The following is a 20,016-nucleotide window of genomic DNA, read 5'->3' as shown; positions in this document are numbered from 1 at the left end:
GTACCCGCGGTACGTCCAATCACCCGTCGAGCATACTCGAAAACCGAAGCTTTGCAAAAATGCGGCAGTCGGTCGTGCACCCTCGACAGGCAATCGGTTTCTCCCCGCCCTACATCGTCTTCTCGACCTGCCCGCGGATCTCGCCGCCCTTGTGAGCCTCGGTGTGCAGGTTGATGTAGTATTTTCCGGCCAGCAGGTCGGCGGCCTGCGCCTCGGTCAGGGTGGCGCTGCCCTTGATTGGGCTGGCGAGGTCTCCCTCGAAGGGGACGGCAACGTCGGCGTTCTGCCCCTTGTCGGCGGGCCCGTGGAAATGAGCCATCACCGGCGGGCCGCTCAGGTCCGAATATTCGACAGTCCAATCCAGCTTCCTTGTATCGGTGTCGAAGGTCAGCTGCGCCGAGCCCTTGCCGGGAATGTTCAGCGTCGGGGACTGCTGAGCGCCGTCGAGCGATGCGGTCAGGTTGACGGTTTCCGCCAGGGCTGGCCATGCGGAGCCAAGTGCGACGGCGAGCGCGATGGCGACAGCCTTCGGATAGACGATGGTTGGGCGCATTTTCTCTCCTCCTCGATTTGCCGGCCGTCGCATCCGACGGCGGGTTCATATGCAGACAACAACGAAGAATGCGCGGCGATCCTTCCTGCAAACCGGGTTCGACAGCGAAAGGGGCGGTTGCCCGCCCCCTCACCTGTGCCGGTGACCGACCGCCTACTGGACCGCCTTGTCGGTGATCGCCGAAGTCCAGGCGCCGGAAGGCTCCTTGGAGATGATCTTCTGGTCCAGCAGAGCTTTCTCGGTGCGCTCGTAGGCCGCCTCGATCAGCTTGCCGTCGCCATTGTCGATCAGCTTTGCCACCTCGCCCATCATCCGCTTCTGGTGGTTTTCGTCCTGGCCGCCGTTCTCGACGACGATTTCGGCCGCTTCGTCGGAATTCTCGGTGGCGTATTTCCAACCCTTCATGGAGGCGCGGACGAACTTGACCATCTTCTCCTCGAAGGCCGGGTCCTTGAGCTTGTCCTCCATGACGTAGAGGCCATCCTCGAGCAGGTCGACGCCCATGGCGGAGTAGTTGAACACGGTCAGGTCCTCCGGCTTGTAGCCGGCGTCGATCAGCTGCCAGTATTCGTTGTAGGTCATGACCGAGATGCAGTCGGCCTGCTTCTGGATCAGCGGCTGGACATCGAAGCTCTGCTTCAGGACGGTGACGCCCTCCGCTCCTCCTTCAGTGGAGAGGCCGAGCTTGTGCATCCATGCGAAGAACGGATACTCGTTTCCGAAGAACCAGACGCCGAGCGTCTTGCCCTTGAAGTCGGCTTCGGTCTTGACCGGCCCGTCTTTCGGGCAAACCAGTTCCATGCCGGCCTTCTTGAACGGCTGGGCGATGTTCACGAGGTTGACGCCCTTGTCGCGCGCCGCAAGTCCGGCGGCCATCCAGGTCACGATCACGTCGGCGCCGCCGCCCGCGATCACCTGTTCCGGGGCAATGTCGGGGCCGCCCGGCTTGATCTCGACGTCAAGGCCTTCCTCCTCGTAAAAACCCTTGTCCTTGGCGACGTAGTAACCGGCGAACTGGGCCTGCGTGACCCACTTGAGCTGCAGAGTGACCTTTTCGGCGGCAAGCGCCTGGGCGGCGGCGAGCGAGAAGGCTCCCGCCATCAGAACCATCATCGTTTTCTTCATTTTATTTACCCTCTGAAGTACGTCTATCCCCCACGGACAGACGGATGCCAGAACGTGGCGGCCCTCTCCAGGAGCGCGACCACGCCATAAAAGACGGAACCCGCAATCGCCGCAACTGCGATTTCGGCCCAGACCATGTCGATGTTCATCCGCCCGACCTCCGTCGAGATGCGGAAGCCCATGCCGACCACCGGCGTCCCGAAGAACTCGGCGACGATGGCTCCGATCAGCGCCAGCGTCGAGTTGATCTTGAGCGCATTGAAGATGAAGGGCGCGGCGGCCGGCAACCTGAGCTTGAAAAGGGTCTGCCAGTAGGACGACGCATAGGTGCGCATCAGGTCCCGCTCCATGCTGCCGGAAGCGGCGAGCCCGGTCACGGTGTTCACCAGCATCGGGAAAAAGGTCATGATGACCACGACCGCCGCCTTGGACTGCCAGTCGAAGCCGAACCACATGACCATGATCGGAGCGACGCCGATGATCGGCAGCGCCGACACCATGTTGCCGATCGGGATGAGGCCGCGGCGCAGGAAGCCGAACCGGTCGGCAAGGATGGCGACCGCGAAGCCGGCGGCGCAACCGATCGCATAGCCGATCAGCACCGCCTTGAAGATGGTCTGCCGCACGTCCGCTGCCAGGATCGGCAGGGAATTGGCGATGCGGGCGCCGATGGCGCTTGGCGGAGGCAGCAGGATGAAGGGAATGCCGAAGCCCCGCGTCACCGCCTCCCAGATGATCAGCAGCCAGACGCCGAAGATGGTCGGGATCAGCAGCCGCAGCATCGCCCTGGCGAGCCGCGAGCTGGGCGTGATGCCCGACAGAACCACGACGCATCGCCAGGCCAGCAGCCAGGCGGCCGCGAGCAACATGAAGAACGGCGCCAGCGCCGTTCCCTCGAACCCCGCTATACCGCTGAGCAGCAGCCAGGCCGCCCAATGGGCCGAGACGAAAAGGACCGTCGCCTCGAGGCCTGGAGAAAGCCGCAACATCGACACGGCAGCGCCGACGATGAGCACCAGCTGAATGAGGCCGGCCGTCGCCAGGAAGGGATAGTCGATCGTCGCCGCGGGATTGGCGAGCGCTTCGAGCTCCGCCGTGCTCATGGCCGGCATGGCGAAGGCGACCACGCAAAGCAGCAGCGCCGCCGTCGCCTGCCATGAGAACTTCCATCTGCTCATGACGGCCTCGCCCCCATCGAGCGTTCGACAAGCCGACCCGCGATCCCGACGATCGTCACCAGAAGCGCGGCGACGATGGAGCCGGCGACAAGAGCCGCCCAGATGTCGATGGTCTGGCTGTAATAGGCCCCTGCCAGCAGCTTGGAGCCGATGCCGGCCACCGCACCTGTCGGCAGCTCGCCGACGATTGCGCCGACGAGACTCGCGGCGATGGCGACCTTCATCGAGGCGAAAAGGAAGGGCGCTGATGCAGGAACGCGCAGCTTCCAGAATATCTGCGAGCGGCTGGCGTTATAGGTCCGCATCAGATCCAGATGCATGATCTCTGGCGAGCGCAGTCCCTTCACCATGCCAACCGTGACCGGGAAGAACGAAAGGTAGGTCGAGATCAGCGCCTTCGGAATGATGCCGGTGACGTTGATCGCGGCAAGCACCACCACGATCATCGGCGCGATCGCCAGGATGGGAATCGTCTGCGAGGCGATGATCCATGGCATCACACTGCGATCCAGGGCCTTGATGTGGACGATGCCGACGGCGATCAGGATGCCGAGAGCGGTCCCGAAGGCGAAGCCGAGAACGGTCGAGGAGAGCGTCACCCAGGAATGATAGACCAGGCTGCGGTTGCTGCTGACCTTGCGCAGGAACGTGTTCTCGAAGACGTTGACCGCCACCTGATGCGGCGCCGGCACCGTCGGCTTCGGCTGGGACAAGGTCTGCTCGATGAACTCGATCGCGCCGGGCGCCGCACCGGAGCGCTTGTTGAGGTCGCGCTGGAACGGCGCGTTCATGTAGACGGCGCCGACGTACCAGACAGCGACCAGCACAATGAGGATCGCGGTGACCGGCCAGATCTTTTCGCGGAAATGACCTATCATATCAGGCGCTCAATTTTGGCGATGCGATATGTACCTGGTCCGTCTTGTGTCGCGCCCTCCAAAGTAAAGTATTGACCAAAGACAATCTCTCGATCACGCATCGTGCACTTCATGTACCGGTCTTCGGCGTAGTCATGTCCAAAATCCAACGTGCCGTCGGCTTTCATGACGAACGGGAAGTGTTCGGATGTGAATTTCCCGTAGATGCCAAAGAACAGCATACTCGACTTAATGCGGTCTCCAACAAGAACCAAATCAACAACAATCGGAAATTCGGAATTGGCGTCGCAAGTAGCAAGTATCCTTGCGACCCTTTGGCTTGAATCCTCCACTAGCTAGTCCTCATAGCTGTGCCCTGCCCTCAGGCCGTCGCGGACGCGAGCGGCGATCTCCAGGAATTCCGGCGTCTCGCGGATGTCGAGCGGTCGCTCGCGCGGCAGCGTCGACTCGATGACGTCGGTCACCCGGCCGGGCCGCGGCGACATGACGACGATGCGCGTCGACAGGTAGACGGCCTCGGGGATCGAGTGCGTGACGAAGCAGATCGTCTTGTCGGTGCGCGCCCACAACTCCAGCAGTTGCTTGTTGAGATGGTCGCGTACGATCTCGTCCAGCGCGCCGAATGGCTCGTCCATCAGTAGCAGGTCCGCATCGAAGGCCAGCGCTCGCGCGATCGAGGCGCGCTGCTGCATGCCGCCCGAAAGCTGCCAGGGATACTTCTTCTCGAAGCCGATGAGGTTGACCAGCTCCAGTGTGCGGCGGATGCGCTCGCGCTGCTCCGCCTTGGGATAGCCCATGATCTCCAGCGGCAGCGCGACGTTGCGCTCGATCGTCCGCCAGGGGTAGAGCGCCGCGGCCTGGAAGACATAGCCATAAGCCCTCGCCTCGCGCGCCTGTTGGGGCGTCATGCCATTGACCAGGATCGAGCCCGCCGTCGGCTGCTCGAGGTCCGCAATGACCCGCAGAAAGGTGGTCTTGCCGCACCCCGACGGGCCGATGAACGAGACGAACTCGCCTTTTCCGATGGTCAGGTCGACATCCGACAGCGCCTGCACCGGACCATCGCTGGTTTCGAAGGTGAGGCCGAGCTTGCTTGCCGAAACGACGGCTGGCGACGCTGCGCTCATCGTGTCCCGCCAGCCATGCTTTTCAGACGCACCCGCAGGGCAAATCCGATTGATCTTGACGCTGTCTTGATTTCCACTTGTTCCCTCCCTGCCCGACAGTTCCCTGCCGAGAGACCGCTCTATGACCGCCTCATCGAAGCCCACCTGCCGTCTCATCCGGCCCGACAGTGCCTATCAAGGCAAGCAGGGGCTGAGCTACTTCGCAGGGATTGCCGCGGAGACGGTCGGTTCGACCGGCATCTGCATGCACCTTCTTACCATGCCACCCGGTGCCCGCGCCAAGGCGCATCTTCACGCCAGCCACGAAACCGCGATCTACGTGCTGTCGGGCGAGGTCCACACCTGGTACGGCGACCGGCTCGAGCATGTGCTCGTCGCCCGCGCCGGCGATCTTTTCTACATTCCCCCCGGGCTGCCGCACCTGCCGGCCAACCTCTCCGGAGAAGCGGCCTCGGCGGTGATCGCCCGCACCGATCCCAACGAACAGGAAAGCGTCGTGCTCTTGCCGGAACTGGACGACCTTTTCGCCAGTCGCACGCCTGATCGTTCCTAGCGGCTGCATCGCATCCAGCGATCCGCTGCACAGTCCGCTCATCGGCACTTGCGGACCTCGCCCCACACCTCTCCGCTGTTGGCGTAGATGTTGATCTGCGCCGGGTCGCCCATGTCCCTGGCGATGACGAAGGTTTCCGAACCCAGCCCGCTCTCGCCTTCGTAGCCGCACAGCCCGATGGCGACCTGCGCGCCGCTCTTGCCCGCAAAGACCTTCACCCATTCGCAGCCGGTGCCATAGCTTTCCAGGCCGTCGGCCTTGAGGGTGATGAAGCTGTCGTCCTCGCCCATGCCCTCCCTGGCGTACTTGCAGCCAGTCTCGTTGCCCCAGACGCCGTCGAGCGCAAGCTGCTCGGCAGATGCAAGCGTCGGTGAGAAAAGCAAGAAAGTCACGAGTATTCGGCCAGGAACATGCAGCACGTGCCATCCGCCCTACGAATTTGCGCTTCGTTTGGCGGCAACGGTCTTCCCTGTCGCAACCATTGGTCCGAGCGGCTCGATAGCCCCAGCCGTTTCCTTGATCGCCGCCCTCAATATCTGGCCATGATCGGGCAAAGGCCCTCCACCCTTGGTCGGATTTCCACACCCACACAGGCACTGCACGACTAAGCCCCCGTCGCCGGTATCCCTGTCCGTTCCACCTTGCGCGGCGCCACCAGCTCCTTCCAGGTCGACAGCGCGCGGTTCACGGCGCCGTGCGGCTCGCGCCCGACGAACTCGCCGTGCCCCGGCTTCGCCTCCACCTTGCCGTCGTTCACCGCGACCTCGCCCCGCGTGAACACGAAGCGCGGCAGGCCGGTCACCTCGACGCCTTCGAAGACGTTGTAGTCGATGATCGACTGCTGCCCGCCAGCCGTGATGGTTTTCTTCTTCTTCGGGTCCCAGACGCTCACGTCGGCGTCAGCCCCTTCGACGATCGCACCCTTTTTCGGATACATGTTCAGGATCTTGGCGATGTTCGTTGAGGTAACGGCAACGAACTCGTTCATCGTCAGCCGCCCGGTGTTGACGCCCTTGGTCCAGAGCACCGGCATCCGGTCCTCCAGCCCACCCGTCCCGTTCGGGATTTTTGTGAAGTCGCCGACGCCAAAACGCTTTTGCTTCGTCGTGAAGGCGCAATGGTCCGTCGCCACCACCTGCAGCGAGCCAGCCTGGAGGCCGGCCCACAGCGAATCCTGATGCTGCTTGTTGCGGAACGGCGGGCTCATCACGCGCCGCGCGGCATGGTCCCAGTCCTTGTTGAAATACTCGCTCTCGTCGAGCACGAGATGCTGGATCAGCGGCTCGCCAAAGACGCGCATTCCCTTCTGGCGGGCCCGGCGGATCGCCTCGTGCGCCTGCTCGCAGGAGGTATGCACCACATAGAGCGGCACGCCCGCCATGTCGGCGATCATGATGGCGCGGTTGGTCGCCTCGCCCTCCACTTCCGGCGGCCGCGAATAGGCGTGCCCCTCCGGCCCGTTGTTGCCCTCGGCCAGCAGCCGCTGGCTGAGTGCGGCGACCACGTCGCCATTCTCGGCATGAACGAGCGGCAGCGCGCCGAGCTCCGCGCAGCGCTGGAACGACGCGTACATCTCGTCGTCGTTGACCATCAGCGCGCCCTTGTAAGCCATGAAATGCTTGAACGAGGTGATGCCCTTGTCCACCACCGTCTTCATCTCGTCAAAAACCTGCTCGCCCCACCAGGTGATCGCCATGTGGAAGGAGAAGTCCGAGCACGCCTTCGAGGTCTTGTTGTCCCACATCTGCAGCGCCTCGAGCAGCGACTGGCCTGGCGCCGGCAGGCAGAAATCGACCACCATCGTGGTGCCGCCGGAGAGTGCCGCCCGCGTGCCGGTCTCGAAATCGTCGGCCGAATAGGTGCCCATGAAGGGCATTTCGAGATGGGTGTGCGGGTCGATCCCGCCGGGCATGACGTAGCAGCCGGTGGCGTCGAACTCGTGGTCGCCGTGGAGGTCCTGTCCGATGGCCTCGATCTTCCCGTGCTTCAGAAGGACATCCGCCTTCCAGGTGCGGTCGGCGGTGACGATCGTGCCGTTCTTGATGACTTTGGACATTGTTGTTCCCTTTATTCGATGCCGTGGCCGCGGATATCCAAATGACGCAGGAGCGCCAGATCGATATCCCGCACCTGATCGACGGTCAGCTTGCCGATGGGCCCGCGCAGCTTCTCTTTGGGTGGACTGGCGATCTTGTCGACCTGAACTTGCGTGGTGCGATCCAAGCCGTTCTCCGCGCTGGGCTCGACGGTCAAGCGATAGAGCGAACCGCTCACCAGCTCAGACGTCATGAGAAGAATCGTGCAGCTGCGCAGGATATCGGCAACGTCGTCGTTCTGAATTACAACTGCGGGACGGGTCTTCCCATAGTCGCCCGGCAGCGAAACGAGGACTATGTCGCCACGCTTCACGTTTCGTCCCGCAGCATCTCGTCTAGCAAAAAGCCAGCGATATCGTTTGAATGGTCGCGTTCGTCGGCTTCGGCAGCCAACCTGGCGCTCTCGCGCCAAAGTTCGTTTGCCGTTTGATTGTCGTGGTCGACGACCCAGACCGTCGCTCTTCGATAGCCGAGCCTTTGGAGCTCGCTGGGGTTCTTTCCGTCATCCATATCAAGCCTCCTGGTTCACACGACCGCCGGGACCAAGGATTGACGTTCCTACCACCGATGATTCAGCATTTTGACGATCATAGCCGGCCATCGCTTCACTCAACAATCTCCGCCGTCTCCACCACGGCGTGGAAGAGCACGTCGCAGCCGGCGGCTGCCCATTCCGGATAGATTTCCTCGGCCTCGTTGTGGCTGAGCCCGTCGACGCACGGGCACATCACCATCGCCGTCGGCGCGACGCGGTTGATCCAGCAGGCGTCGTGGCCGGCGCCCGAGACGATGTTGCGATGGGTATAGCCCAGCCGCTCGGCCGCATCCCGGATCGCCTTCACGCAGCCGGCGTCGAAAGTGACCGGATCGAAATGGCCGACCTGCTCGATCTCGAACTGGACGTCGAGCGCGTCGCAGATCAGCTCGATGCCCTCGCGGATTCGGCCGTCCATCGCATCGAGGACTTCCTTCTCCGGCGACCGGATGTCGATGGTGAAGACGGTGCGTCCGGCGATGATGTTGCGGGAGTTCGGATAGACCTCCATGTGCCCGACCGCGCCCACGGCATCCGGCTGGTAGTCCATCGCCACTTCATGCACGAGTTCGGTCACCCGCGCCATGCCGAGCCCGGCATTGCGGCGCTTCGGCATCGGGGTAGAGCCGGTGTGGCTTTCCTTGCCCGTCAACGTGACCTGCAGCCACTTGAGGCCCTGGCCGTGGGTGACGACGCCGATGTCGATGTCCTCGTCCTCGAGGATCGGGCCCTGCTCGATGTGCAGTTCGAAGAAGGCCTTCATCTTGCGGGCGCCGACGTCCTCTTCGCCCTGCCAGCCGATGCGCTTCAGCTCGTCGCCGAAAGTCTTGCCCTTGGCGTCGGTCCGCTCGTAGGCCCAGTCCTGCGCGTGCGCGCCGGCGAACACGCCGGAGGCCAGCATGGCCGGCGCGAAGCGCGTGCCCTCCTCGTTGGTCCAGTTGGTGACGACGATCGGATGCTTGGTCTTGATGCCGAGGTCGTTGAGGGAGCGGATCACCTCCAGGCCGCCGAGAACGCCGAGCACGCCGTCGAACTTGCCGCCGGTCGGCTGCGTGTCGAGGTGGCTGCCGACATAGACCGGCAGCGCGTCAGGGTCCGTACCCTCGCGGCGGGCGAACATGGTGCCCATCTGGTCGAGCCCCATCTCGAGGCCCGCCTCCTCGCACCAGCGCTTGAAGAGATGGCGGCCCTGCCCGTCCTCGTCGGTCAGGGTCTGGCGGTTGTTGCCGCCGGCGACGCCCGGACCGATCTTGGCCATCTCCATGAGAGAGTCCCAGAGGCGGTCCGGATTGATGCGCAGATTCTCGCCTGGCGCTGCCATACGCAAAATACTCCCATTCCAAATGTCGTCCCATGGGCCGGCGGTTCCCGACGCCGGCTCCTTGGGTGAGGCCGAGGCCTCAGTCGATCATCCGCAATACCTCGCGGACATGATCGATCAGTTCGTCGATCTGGCCCTTCGTGATGATGAGCGGCGGCGACAGCGCGATGATGTCGCCCGTCGTGCGGATCAGCGCGCCGCGCTCGAACGCCTTCACGAAGGCCGAGAACGCCCGCTTGGTCGGCTGGCCGGCGATCGGCTGCAGCTCGATGGCGCCCACCAAGCCGATGTTGCGGACGTCGATCACATGCGGCTCGCCCTTCAGCGAGTGCAGCGCATCCTCCCAATAGGGCGCGAGTTCGGCGCCGCGCGTCAGCAGCCCCTCTTCCTTGTAAGTGTCGAGCGTGCCCAGACCTGCGGCACAGGCGATCGGGTTGCCCGAATAGGTGTAGCCGTGGGCGAACTCGATCAGGTGCTCCGGGCCGTTCATGAAGGCGTCGTGGATCTCCTTCTTCACGAATACAGCGCCCATCGGGATCACGCCGTTGGTGACGCCCTTGGCGGTGATCATGATGTCGGGGGTCACGCCGAAATAGTCGGCGGCGAACGGCGTGCCGAGGCGGCCGAAGCCCGTGATGACCTCGTCGAAAATCAGCAGGATGCCGTGCTTGGTGCAGATGTCGCGCAGCTTCTGCAGATAGCCCTTCGGCGGGATGAGCACGCCGGTCGAGCCCGCCACCGGCTCCACGATGACCGCCGCGATGGTCGAGGCGTCATGCAGCGTGACGATGCGCTCCAGTTCGTCGGCGAGATTTGCGCCATGCTCCGGCTCGCCCTTGGTGAAGGCGTTCTTGGCCAGGTCGTGCGTGTGCGGCAGGTGGTCGACGCCGGTCAGCAGCGTGCCGAACATCTTGCGGTTGCCAACGATGCCGCCGACGGAGATGCCGCCGAAGTTGACGCCGTGATAGCCGCGCTCGCGGCCGATCAGCCGGGTGCGCGCGCCCTCGCCCTTCACCCGCTGGTAGGCGAGCGCCATCTTCAACGCGGTCTCGACGGATTCGGAGCCCGAGTTGGTGAAGAAGACATGGTCCATGCCCTCCGGTGCGATGTCGACCAGCCGGTTGGCAAACTCGAAGACGATCGGATGGCCCATCTGGAAGGCCGGCGCATAGTCGAGCTCGCCAGCCTGGTGCTGGATCGCCTCGGTGATCTTGGGCCGGCAGTGGCCGGCATTGACGCACCAGAGGCCCGCTGTGCCATCGAGCACCTTGCGCCCGTCGGTCGTCGTATAGTGCATGTCCTTGGCGGACACGAACATGCGCGGCGCCTGCTTGAATTGCCGGTTGGCAGTGAACGGCATCCAGAACGCGCTGAGATCGTTCGGCGTGACTTTCAGGCGATTTGACATGACCAAGCTTTCCTAATTTCCCAGAATTGACTGCGGCCAACGCTTGGTCCCGTATGCGCTCTTGTGGTACGCATTTTTTGACCGATTGGACAAACGTTAGCACCGCCATGCAGGCGGTCAAGGGAATAGTACCGGAAATGTCCGACCCCCTACGCGCTCCACGCCTGAGAAAGGTCTGGTCCAGTCGATTGGGCCAATACAGCCCCGCTTATTTGTCGCCGGAAGGCTGCTGAACCTTGGCCGCCTCCGCCCGTCCACGCACGCGCATCCAGAACGAGAAGCGCGAGGTCATCCTGGAAGCCGCGCTGGAGGTGTTTTCATCCAACGGATTCCGGGGCGCCACGATCGACCAGATCGCCGAGGCGGCCGGCATGTCGAAGCCCAACCTGCTCTATTACTTCCGTCGCAAGGAAGACATCCACGTTACCCTGATGGAGCGCCTCCTTGACACCTGGCTGGCGCCGCTGCGCGAGCTGGACGACGTCGGCGACCCTCTGGCGGAGATTTGCGGCTACATCCGCCGCAAGCTCGAAATGGCGCGCGACTATCCGCGCGAGAGCCGGCTGTTCGCCAACGAGATCATCCAGGGCGCGCCGCGCATCATGCCGATGCTCGAGGGCGAACTGAAGCAGCTGGTCGACGAGAAGGCCGAGGTGATCCGGGGCTGGATACGGGCGGGCCAGATCGTCCGCATTGATCCCTATCACCTGATCTTCTCGATATGGGCGACGACCCAGCACTATGCGGACTTCGACGTCCAGGTCCGCGCCGTGCTAGGTCCGGACCGCGGCGGAGAGGGACGATTTGAGGACGCCGCCCGCTTCCTGGAGCAGCTTTTCATGGACGGCCTCCGACCAAAGCCGGAAGCCTGACCCATGCGCGGCCGCGGCGTGGGTATGGCGACGATCCAGACCCTGCGGCGTGTCGCCCTGCGCCACTGCGTTGTCCGGGACGAAGCGGACGACGTGGTCCAGGATGTGCTGGCGGCGGCGATCGAAGCCGGCATGGATTGCGCCGACAGCCGCTTCCTGCCCTGGGCATGCGGAGCCGTGCGGCTGCGCTCCAAGTTCCTGGCGCGCGGCGCGATCCGTCGCAAGCGCCGCGAGGTCGCCCATGAGGAGGACCGCCAGCTGCCCCCGCCGGCCCCGCGACGCCTTGCAGAGGATTTCGTTGAAGCGCTGCCGCCATCGCTCAGGATCGTCGCGCTGCTCGTCAATGTCGGGCTCGGCCGCACCGAGATCGCCTTCCTTCTAGGCCTTCCGGATACGGCGCTGCGTCAGCGCATCAGCGCGCTGCGCAGGGCCGTGGCGGCGGCAGGGGCGTCAGCGGCCGACGACATCGCGCCCGCGAGCGGCGCCGACGGGCTGGCGCGGCGCAGCCTGAAGGCGGGCATGTCGCGCCTCGAAGGTCGGCGCTTCGCCATATCCGATCCAGACGGTCATCAAATTTTTCTGACATCGCCTCACATTCGGCTCCCCGACGGCAACTCTTAGCGCAACGACAGCCAGGAGTGATTTTTCATGCCTTTGAAGATCAGCAACGTTTCCATCATCCTCAATGTCACGGACGTCGACCGCACCGAGAAATTCTATCGCGAGAACCTGGGCTTCGAGTTCATGCGGACCGACGAGCCAGACGGGTCGTCCTGGCTGCTCGCCCGGATCGGATCGAACGTCGAAGTCCTCGTGTTCCCGGGCGATCCGAAGCCCGGCAACACGCCGGGCGTCGTGTTCGGTCTGTCGGAAGGCGGTATCGACACGGTGCTCGCCTCGCTTGCGTCACGCGGCGTGGAGATCGTGACGCCGGTGTCGGAAGCGCCCGGCGGCTGGTTCGCCGACTTTCGCGATCCTGACGGGCACATCGTCTCGTTCTACCAGGCCGAGAACGTGCCACGGACGTCGGGCTGAACGCCGGCCGCGCTCACGCAAGCGCTGAGCCCGGCAGTCGGCAGCGGCGTCGGCAGTGCCCGGTCGATGCCGCAAGGCGCCTATCCGAAGGTCGCGTTGACGACGCGCCCCACTCCCGCCACGATCCCGCCGGGCACCGTGCAAACAGCTTTCCGGGAGGAAGCCGATGGCCAAGCTCGTGGTTCTTTACAAGACGCCGAAGGATCCAGCGGCGTTCGACGCCTACTACAATGCGACGCACATCCCGATCGCCAGGAAGATTCCCGGCCTCAGGAAGTACGAGATCAGCACAGGCCCGATCGGAACGCCGGACGGCCCCTCCGGCCTGCATCTCACTGCTATACTGACATTCGACAGCCTCGCCGCGATCAAGGATGCGCTCGGCTCACCGGAAGGACAGGCGGCCGCCGACGACCTCGCCAACTTCGCCAGCGGCGGTGCCGACCTCTACATGTTCGACACGAAGGACGCCTGACGGCCAATTCGCGTCGACGGTCGCTATCGAGCCGGCCTTGGCGCGCGGCCCTGGTCCGACCGCGGCGAAGGTCGTTTTCCAGGAAGCCGCGCGTCTCGAGAAATTATTCCTGCGCGGACTTTCTCCCACGGGCTACCATCGGCGGGCCACAATCCCCAGCCGCATTCCCATCCTGGATTGACAATTGCCCTTGTCCTTTCCCATCCTCGCCCTTTGGCAATCGAAGGATCAAACATGGCAATTTCTATGACGCGCCGCGCCTTTACCGCCGGCGCCGCCTTGATCGCCGCGGGCGCACACCGTGCTTTCGCTCAGTCTCAGGCGTTCTTCCGGATCGGGACGGGAGGCACGGCCGGAACCTACTATCCAATCGGCGGGCTGATTGCGAACGCCATCTCCGCCACCGGCGAGAACGGCGTGCCCGGCCTCGTCGCAACGGCTATCTCGTCCAACGGGTCGGTGGCCAACATCAACGCCATCCAGAGCGGCAGCGCCGAATCCGGGTTCACGCAGTCCGACGTGGCATTCTGGGCCCATTCCGGCACCGGGCTCTATGACGGAAAGGGCAAGGTCGAGGATCTGCGCCTCATTGCGACGCTCTATCCGGAGACGCTTCACGTCGTGGCGCGCGCCGACGCGGGCATCAAGTCGATCGCCGACCTGAAGGGCAAGCGCGTATCGATTGACGAGCCAGGTTCGGGCACCATCGTCGACGCCCGCATCGTGCTGGCTGCCTATGGCCTGTCCGAGCAGGACATTACCGCCGAATACCTGAAGCCCGGCCCGTCGGGCGAGAAGATGCGGGACGGCGCACTCGACGCGTACTTCTTTGTCGGCGGCTTCCCGGCCGGAGCGATCACCGAACTGGCCGCCTCGACGTCGATCACGCTGGTGCCGGTCTCCGGGCCGGAAGCGGAGAAGATGCTCGGAGACTACAAGTTCTTTTCGGCCAACACCGTGCCGGCCGAGACCTACAAGGGCGTTCCGGAAACCCAGACGATCTCCGTCGCCGCGCAGTGGGTCACCAGCGCCAAGCAGCCCGATGATCTGGTCTACAACATTGCCAAGTCGCTCTGGAGCGAAGGCTCGAGGAAGGCGCTCGACGCGGGCCATGCCAAGGGCAAGCTGATCACGCGCGACAACGCAGTCACCAGCCTGGGCATTCCGCTGCATCCCGGTGCGGAGAAGTTCTACAAGGAGGCCGGCGTCCTGAAATAGCGGCGCGCCAAGGAATTGCGACTCCCCGAAGGCGGAAAGCGTGCTTTCCGCCTTCCTTGCATATGAATGAACCGACAAACAGCGGAACCGCGAAGGCATGACCGACCAGAAGAACGATGATGTCCGTCTGGCTCCGCTGGAGCTCGATGAGGAGAAGGCGCGCGAACTCGAGGAGCAGTTCGATTCCGAGATTCGTTTCCGCAAGCTTTCGCCGCTGTCCGGCCGGCTCGTCGGCGCGCTGCTGATCGCCCTTTCCATCTTCCACTATTATACGGCGGGCTTCGGCCTGCTCTCGGAAATGGTCCACCGCGGCATCCATCTGTCCTTCGTGCTTGCGCTGGTCTTTCTCGTCTTTCCGGCGGTAAAGCGCGGCTACAACACGCCGGCCAGGTCGACGCTTCTGAGCCCGCTCGGCATTCCGCTTGTCGACTGGGGCCTTGCTGTCGCGGCAGTCGTCGCGGTTGCTCACGTCCCAATGATTCCGCTGGACGATCTTGCATTTCGCGTCGGCAATCCCACCGCAACCGACGTCGCGCTCGGGATCACCCTGATCGTGGTGCTGCTCGAGGCGACGCGCCGGTCCGTCGGCTGGCCGTTGCCCGTCATTGCCCTCGTTTTCATGGGCTACGCGCTGTTCGGTCCGTGGATGCCCAGCATCCTGGTCCATCCCGGTGCAACCGTTTCCGGCTTGGTCGATCATCTCTACCTGACCACGCAAGGCATCTACGGCATCGCCCTCGGCGTCGTCGCGACCTATGTCTTCCACTTCGTGCTGTTCGGCGTCTTCGCCACCCGCATCGGGCTCGGCCAGCTCTTCCTTGATTGCGCCGCCTGGGTAGCGGGCCGCTATGCCGGCGGTCCGGCCAAGGTCTCGATCTTCGGGTCGGCGCTCTTCGGCATGATCTCCGGCTCCTCGGTCGCCAATACGGTTACCGTCGGCTCCCTCACCATCCCGGCCATGATCAAGCTCGGCTACAAGCGGCCCTTTGCGGCGGCGGTCGAGGCGGCGTCATCAACCGGGGGGCAGATCACGCCGCCCATCATGGGCGCAGCCGCCTTCCTGATGATCGAGTTTCTTGAACTCCCCTACACGACCATCATCCTCGCTGCCGTCGTGCCGGCCTTCATGCATTTCTTCGGCGTGCTGGTGCAGGTTCACTTCGAGGCAAAGCGGAACGGCCTGCGGGGATTGCGCCCGGACGAGATGCCCGACGTGTCGGCAGCGCTGAAGCGCGACTGGCCGACCATCATTCCCCTGATCGCGCTTATTGGGGTGCTGCTGGCCGGCTATACGCCCTACATGGCCGCATTCTGGGGCATCACGCTTTGCGTCGCGGTCGGCTTGCTCAATCCAAGGCGACGCATGTCGGTCTGGGAGATCCTCGAAAGTCTCCGCGACGGGGCGAAATATGCGCTCGCAGTGGGCGCGGCGGCCGCAACGGTCGGGATCGTCGTCGGCGTGGTGACGTTCACCGGTGTCGGGTTCAAGGTTTCCTTCATCGTCACCTCGACGGCCGCGCAGATGGCGGATTTCGTCCACGCCCTCGTGCCGGGCGACCTGCTGACGCCGACAAGCCTCACCCTGTTCTTCACCCTGTTGATGACTGGCATGGTGTGCATCCTGATGGGCTGCGGCATCCCGACGACCGCAAACTACATCATCATGGTCACCATTGCAGCGCCGGCCCTCGTCCTGCTCGGCGTCGAACCCATCGTCGCCCACTTCTTCGTCTTCTACTACGGCGTGCTGGCCGACATCACTCCGCCAGTCGCGCTGGCCGCCTACGCGGCTGCCGGCATGGCGGCAGCCGATCCGTTCAAGACCGGCAACATTGCCTTCAGGTTGGGCCTCGGAAAGGTGCTGGTGCCTTTCGTCTTCGTCTTCTCGCCCTCGCTGCTGCTGGTCACCAAGGATTTCACCTGGACTTCCTTCGCCGTGGCATTTTTCGGTTGTACGTTCGGCATTGTCTGCCTGGGCGCTGCCCTGTCGCGTTTCATGCTGGTCCGCACCAAGCCATGGGAGAATGCGCTTCTGGTCCTGGCGGCCTTCCTGATGATCATGCCCGAGCTCTACTCGACCCTTGCGGGACTGGCCCTGGCAGCACCGGTGTTGCTGAACCAGTGGAACGGCCTCTCCGGGAGACAGGTAACCGCCTAGCCTTGGGATACTGTCGAGCCGTGTCCCGGCCTCAACGGTCCCGACTTCCGCGCTTCGTCGCAAGGGCCTGCCGCGTTGTCGCGGCGGGCCCATCTCTTCCTCCGCTCACGCGACCTGCGTCTCGCGATCGATCGGATGCATGGAGCGAAACCCGACTGCCAATCGGTTCCAGGTGTTGATGACGCCGATCAGCATGGTGAGCTGGACGATCTCGACATCGGAGAAGTGGCTCCTCAGCGGATCGTAGAACTCGTCGGCAGCCCGGCTCTGGGGCAGCAGCGTCAGGGCTTCGGTCCACTCCAGCGCAGCGCGTTCACGCTCCGAGAAAAGCGGGCTTTCCCGCCAAGCACTGACGAGATGGATGCGCTGCTCGGCCTCGCCGTCGCGGCGGGCTTCCTTGACGTGCATGTCGACGCAATAGGCGCATCCATTGATCTGCGAGGTGCGCAGCTTGACCAGGTGCAGCAGCTTGCGATCGAAGCCGGACTCCTCGACCGCCTTGTCGAGTTCGGTCATCTTCGCGAGGAGGCCCGGCGCCTTCGCGAAATAGTTCATGCGGATCTTCATGATCGTTCCTCTGTTGCTTGCGTGGAAGGCTTCAGCGCGGCAGGCGCTGGTTTTGCTCGAGGAAGGCGCAGCTGAAGGCGACGGCGCGAGGGTCGGCGCGCCTGGCATAGTCCTCGATCAAGCTGGACAACTTGGTTTCGGCGAGCACGGCGCGGTATGCCTGCTCGGCCTTCAGCATCGCAGTGTTGATACCGCACGGCCTCTTGTAGGCGGCCGGTTCGAGCGCACCCGGACCTTTCTGCCTTATCTCGTTGCAGCGGAACGCCGGCTGAGGCCCTTCTATCGCCAGCACGATGTCCAGCAGGCTGATCTTGTCGGCCTTGCGCGCCAGCCGGTAACCTCCGGCTGGCCCCGGCAGCGACTCCAGGATCTGCGCTGCCACCAGGTCCTTCAGGTGCTTGAGCAGGTAGCTGCCGGAGATGCCGTGGTATTCGGCAAGCGCCGCGCCGGGCAGCGTGGCGCCCGCCGGCAGCTCGGCCAGCACGATCGCCGAATGGACCGCCGCTTCCACACCCTCGCTCAGTCTCATGCCGGTCTCGGCTCCATCGTGGACTCGGGTTATCATGGATAACATTTATCCACGATAATCCGAGTTGCAACGATCAAGAAAGTCCCTGCTGACATCTACCGACACGAGATGCTCACACCCAGGAGGCCGGGGTTTTCGGCATGCGCCCTTCGGGATCGACAATGCTGAGGGTCGGCCCGTCCGCGTTATTCCAGCGCCAGATCGCAGCGCACCTTCCGCCGGGCGACATGAAGGAGGGATAGATGACGCCGAGAACGCCTTTCGCCAGCAGGATGTCCCGGAGCAGGTAGGTTGGTGGAACCTCGCCGCGGTCGAGCACGTCGCGCCACTCGCAGGCATGGATCGACGCGTCGATACCCAGCGCCTCCAGGACCGTCGAATCCGTCAGATCGGCAAGCGATGCGCCGGAAAGCTCTAGCCGGGCGATCAGCGCGGGATGCTGGACAAAGCCCTGATTGTATTCGGCCCAGGCCGTGGACAGTTCGAGCGCAGCGTAGATCGTCGGCGCGCCCACCGGATTCCAGCGTCCGCCGAAGCGTGCTGCCCCCTCGCCCGACAATGGCAGGTAGGCCCAGCGGGGCACATAGGCGCGCCAGAGCGTGAGCGGTTCAGGGTGGCCTGTCGGCTCAGGCATAGACGCCGGAGCGCACGGCCTCCAGATAGGCGAGCACCTTGTCCGACTTGCCTTCCGAAACAAGGTCGTAGGCGGTCTTGCCGGCCCAACCGGGGATCGGCTGGTGCTTGAACCAGATCGCGGCGCGGCTCTCGTCGCCGGCCATCTCGGCAGCCATGGCGAGGATGCGCACCACCGGGCTCAGCGCCTGATCGACTTTTCGCGCTCCCGACTTGGCCGCAAGCGTGTTGCGGGCGACCCCGATGAGCTTGGCGAGTTCGGAATTTGTGACGCCGAGCAGCGCCGTGACCCGCCCCACGGAGAGGAAGGGCGAGCGCTCGTCGGCAAAGCCGGTTGCAGCCATGTTCAGTGCATTCGGCATGACATCGACCTCAAAATGACATCACTGCGCTCAATATGAGCGCAAGTGATGCGCAATTCAAGGTCGGGACATCTGCCCCTACTCCGCGGCCTGCCTAGCCATCGGGTTGTTCGGATGCGTCGTCCAGTTCGCGTAGGTGGGCGACACAGGCTGCTTCGTGCGCTGGTCGATCACGCCGGCGGCCAGCGGCTCCATGGTGATGCAGCCCTCGACGGGGCAAACGTTGACGCAGAGGTTGCAGCCGACGCACTCGTCCTCCATGACCTCGAAGTGGCGCACGCCTTCGACCATCTGCGTGATCGCCTGGTGCGACGTGTCCTCGCAGGCGATGTGGCAGCGGCCGCACTTGATGCAGGCATCCTGGTCGATGCGCGCCTTGGCGACGTAGTTGAGGTTGAGGTACTGCCAGTCGGTGACGTTCGGGGTGGCGCGGCCGATGATGTCGTCGAGCGAGCGGTGACCCTTCTCGTCCATCCAGTTCTCCAGTCCGGCGATCATCTCCTGGACGATCTTGAAGCCGTAGGTCATCGCCGCCGTGCAGACCTGCACGTTGCCGGCGCCGAGCGCCATGAACTCGGCGGCGTCGCGCCAGGTCGTGATGCCGCCGATGCCCGAGATCGGCAGGCCGCGCGTTTCCGGATCGCGCGCGATCTCGGCGACCATGTTCATGGCGATGGGTTTGACCGCCGGGCCGCAATAGCCACCATGCGAGCCCTTGCCATCGATCGTCGGCTCCGGCGCGAAACTGTCGAGGTTGACCCCGGTGATCGAGTTGATCGTGTTGATCAGCGACACGGCGTCGGTGCCGCCGGCGAAAGCGGCGCGCGCCGGCTTGCGGATGTCGGTGATGTTCGGCGTCAGCTTGGTGATGACCGGCATGCGCGTGTACTGCTTGCACCAGCGCACCACCATCTCGATGTATTCCGGCACCTGGCCGACGGCCGAACCCATGCCGCGTTCGCTCATGCCGTGCGGACAGCCGAAATTCAGTTCGATGCCGTCTGCCCCGGTCTCCTCGACCAGCGGCAGGATGGCCTTCCAGGCGTCTTCCGTGCAGGGAACCATGATGGAAGCGACGAGCGCCCGGTCCGGCCAGTCGCGCTTGACCTGCTTCATCTCCTGCAGGTTTACCTGGAGGTCGCGGTCGGTGATCAGTTCGATGTTGTTCAGGCCCAGCAGCCTGCGATCGGCGCCCCAGATGGCGCCGTAGCGCGGGCCGTTGACATTGACGACCGGCGGCCCTTCCTCGCCAAGCGTCTTCCACACGACCCCGCCCCATCCCGCCTTGAAGGCGCGGATCACGTTGTAGGCCTTGTCTGTCGGCGGCGCCGAGGCAAGCCAGAACGGATTGGGCGACTTGATGCCGACGAAGTTGTTGCGAAGGTCAGCCATG

24 protein-coding genes are annotated in these 20,016 nt (G+C 64.0%); 7 read left to right on the top strand and 17 right to left on the bottom strand.

Annotation, left to right across the window (positions count from 1 at the left end; translation table 11 throughout):
• Positions 1 to 109 precede the first annotated feature (109 nt).
• The 6 genes from PD284_RS11335 to PD284_RS11310 form a co-directional block, all read right to left on the bottom strand.
• Positions 110 to 553 (bottom strand): CHRD domain-containing protein, encoded by a 444-nt coding sequence (locus tag PD284_RS11335; protein WP_274628304.1) that lies wholly within the window; start codon positions 551 to 553, stop codon positions 110 to 112.
• 153 nt (positions 554 to 706) lie between these two features.
• Entirely contained in the window at positions 707 to 1,678 is a 972-nt protein-coding gene (locus PD284_RS11330; protein WP_274628303.1) for an ABC transporter substrate-binding protein, read from the bottom strand.
• Positions 1,679 to 1,701: 23 nt separating this feature from the next.
• On the bottom strand, positions 1,702 to 2,856 hold the full coding sequence (locus PD284_RS11325; RefSeq protein ID WP_274628302.1) for an ABC transporter permease: 1,155 nt from the start codon (positions 2,854 to 2,856) through the stop codon (positions 1,702 to 1,704).
• Positions 2,853 to 3,731 (bottom strand): ABC transporter permease, encoded by an 879-nt coding sequence (locus PD284_RS11320; RefSeq protein WP_274630606.1) that lies wholly within the window; start codon positions 3,729 to 3,731, stop codon positions 2,853 to 2,855. The genes PD284_RS11325 and PD284_RS11320 overlap by 4 nt, the downstream gene beginning before the upstream one ends.
• A complete protein-coding gene (locus PD284_RS11315) occupies positions 3,731 to 4,066 on the bottom strand; it encodes a hypothetical protein (protein WP_274628301.1) in 336 nt (111 codons plus the stop codon). The genes PD284_RS11320 and PD284_RS11315 overlap by 1 nt, the downstream gene beginning before the upstream one ends.
• 3 nt (positions 4,067 to 4,069) lie before the next feature.
• Positions 4,070 to 4,861: an ABC transporter ATP-binding protein gene (locus tag PD284_RS11310; RefSeq protein ID WP_274628300.1), complete on the bottom strand. Its 792-nt coding sequence runs from the start codon at positions 4,859 to 4,861 to the stop codon at positions 4,070 to 4,072.
• 121 nt (positions 4,862 to 4,982) lie between these two features.
• On the opposite strand from PD284_RS11310, the gene PD284_RS11305 reads away from it, so the two are divergent.
• Positions 4,983 to 5,414, top strand: coding sequence for a cupin domain-containing protein (locus tag PD284_RS11305; RefSeq protein WP_274628299.1), 432 nt, complete (start codon positions 4,983 to 4,985; stop codon positions 5,412 to 5,414).
• Between the two features lie 38 nt (positions 5,415 to 5,452).
• Here PD284_RS11305 and PD284_RS11300 read toward each other — a convergent pair whose 3' ends face one another.
• From PD284_RS11300 to aptA, 6 genes are all read right to left on the bottom strand, one after another.
• Positions 5,453 to 5,806, bottom strand: coding sequence for a hypothetical protein (locus PD284_RS11300; RefSeq protein WP_274628298.1), 354 nt, complete (start codon positions 5,804 to 5,806; stop codon positions 5,453 to 5,455).
• Between the two features lie 212 nt (positions 5,807 to 6,018).
• Complete coding sequence (hydA, locus tag PD284_RS11295) at positions 6,019 to 7,470, bottom strand: dihydropyrimidinase (RefSeq protein WP_274628297.1); 1,452 nt, start codon at positions 7,468 to 7,470, stop codon at positions 6,019 to 6,021.
• An 11-nt stretch (positions 7,471 to 7,481) separates the two neighbouring features.
• The gene (locus tag PD284_RS11290) at positions 7,482 to 7,823 is read right to left on the bottom strand and encodes a type II toxin-antitoxin system PemK/MazF family toxin (RefSeq protein WP_274628296.1); all 342 of its coding nucleotides are present in this window, start codon (positions 7,821 to 7,823) and stop codon (positions 7,482 to 7,484) included.
• Positions 7,820 to 8,020, bottom strand: coding sequence for a hypothetical protein (locus tag PD284_RS11285; RefSeq protein WP_274628295.1), 201 nt, complete (start codon positions 8,018 to 8,020; stop codon positions 7,820 to 7,822). The genes PD284_RS11290 and PD284_RS11285 overlap by 4 nt, the downstream gene beginning before the upstream one ends.
• Before the next feature lie 95 nt (positions 8,021 to 8,115).
• Complete coding sequence (locus PD284_RS11280) at positions 8,116 to 9,366, bottom strand: Zn-dependent hydrolase (protein WP_274628294.1); 1,251 nt, start codon at positions 9,364 to 9,366, stop codon at positions 8,116 to 8,118.
• A gap of 79 nt (positions 9,367 to 9,445) precedes the next feature.
• Complete coding sequence (gene aptA, locus PD284_RS11275) at positions 9,446 to 10,774, bottom strand: omega-aminotransferase AptA (RefSeq protein WP_274628293.1); 1,329 nt, start codon at positions 10,772 to 10,774, stop codon at positions 9,446 to 9,448.
• Between the two features lie 236 nt (positions 10,775 to 11,010).
• Here aptA and PD284_RS11270 point away from each other — a divergent pair, with 236 nt between their 5' ends.
• The 6 genes from PD284_RS11270 (at position 11,011) to PD284_RS11245 (ending at position 16,532) form a co-directional block, all read left to right on the top strand.
• Positions 11,011 to 11,646, top strand: coding sequence for a TetR family transcriptional regulator C-terminal domain-containing protein (locus tag PD284_RS11270; protein ID WP_274628292.1), 636 nt, complete (start codon positions 11,011 to 11,013; stop codon positions 11,644 to 11,646).
• 3 nt (positions 11,647 to 11,649) lie between these two features.
• Positions 11,650 to 12,267, top strand: a complete 618-nt coding sequence (locus PD284_RS11265; protein ID WP_274628291.1) for an RNA polymerase sigma factor — start codon at positions 11,650 to 11,652, stop codon at positions 12,265 to 12,267.
• Positions 12,268 to 12,294: 27 nt separating this feature from the next.
• Positions 12,295 to 12,681 carry a VOC family protein gene (locus PD284_RS11260; RefSeq protein WP_274628290.1) on the top strand — a complete coding sequence of 129 codons (387 nt, stop codon included), beginning with the start codon at positions 12,295 to 12,297 and terminating at the stop codon, positions 12,679 to 12,681.
• 166 nt (positions 12,682 to 12,847) lie between these two features.
• Positions 12,848 to 13,156 (top strand): EthD family reductase, encoded by a 309-nt coding sequence (locus PD284_RS11255; RefSeq protein ID WP_274628289.1) that lies wholly within the window; start codon positions 12,848 to 12,850, stop codon positions 13,154 to 13,156.
• 234 nt (positions 13,157 to 13,390) lie between these two features.
• Entirely contained in the window at positions 13,391 to 14,374 is a 984-nt protein-coding gene (locus PD284_RS11250) for a TAXI family TRAP transporter solute-binding subunit (RefSeq protein WP_274628288.1), read from the top strand.
• Between the two features lie 97 nt (positions 14,375 to 14,471).
• Positions 14,472 to 16,532: a TRAP transporter permease gene (locus tag PD284_RS11245; protein WP_274628287.1), complete on the top strand. Its 2,061-nt coding sequence runs from the start codon at positions 14,472 to 14,474 to the stop codon at positions 16,530 to 16,532.
• Positions 16,533 to 16,637: 105 nt separating this feature from the next.
• Here PD284_RS11245 and PD284_RS11240 read toward each other — a convergent pair whose 3' ends face one another.
• From PD284_RS11240 to preA, 5 genes are all read right to left on the bottom strand, one after another.
• A complete protein-coding gene (locus PD284_RS11240; RefSeq protein ID WP_274628286.1) occupies positions 16,638 to 17,099 on the bottom strand; it encodes a carboxymuconolactone decarboxylase family protein in 462 nt (153 codons plus the stop codon).
• 31 nt (positions 17,100 to 17,130) lie between these two features.
• Positions 17,131 to 17,628: an RrF2 family transcriptional regulator gene (locus PD284_RS11235; protein ID WP_274628285.1), complete on the bottom strand. Its 498-nt coding sequence runs from the start codon at positions 17,626 to 17,628 to the stop codon at positions 17,131 to 17,133.
• Between the two features lie 112 nt (positions 17,629 to 17,740).
• Positions 17,741 to 18,262, bottom strand: a complete 522-nt coding sequence (locus tag PD284_RS11230; RefSeq protein WP_274628284.1) for an RES family NAD+ phosphorylase — start codon at positions 18,260 to 18,262, stop codon at positions 17,741 to 17,743.
• A complete protein-coding gene (locus tag PD284_RS11225) occupies positions 18,255 to 18,623 on the bottom strand; it encodes an antitoxin Xre/MbcA/ParS toxin-binding domain-containing protein (RefSeq protein ID WP_274628283.1) in 369 nt (122 codons plus the stop codon). Before PD284_RS11225 ends, PD284_RS11230 begins: the two co-directional genes overlap by 8 nt.
• Positions 18,624 to 18,701: 78 nt before the next feature.
• The gene (preA, locus tag PD284_RS11220; RefSeq protein ID WP_274628282.1) at positions 18,702 to 20,015 is read right to left on the bottom strand and encodes an NAD-dependent dihydropyrimidine dehydrogenase subunit PreA; all 1,314 of its coding nucleotides are present in this window, start codon (positions 20,013 to 20,015) and stop codon (positions 18,702 to 18,704) included.
• Position 20,016: the final 1 nt, after the last annotated feature.

The organism is Mesorhizobium shangrilense, from assembly GCF_028826155.1.
GTDB classification, from domain to species: Bacteria; Pseudomonadota; Alphaproteobacteria; order Rhizobiales; family Rhizobiaceae; genus Arvimicrobium; species Arvimicrobium flavum.
This window is presented reverse-complemented; position numbering and strand designations above follow the sequence as displayed.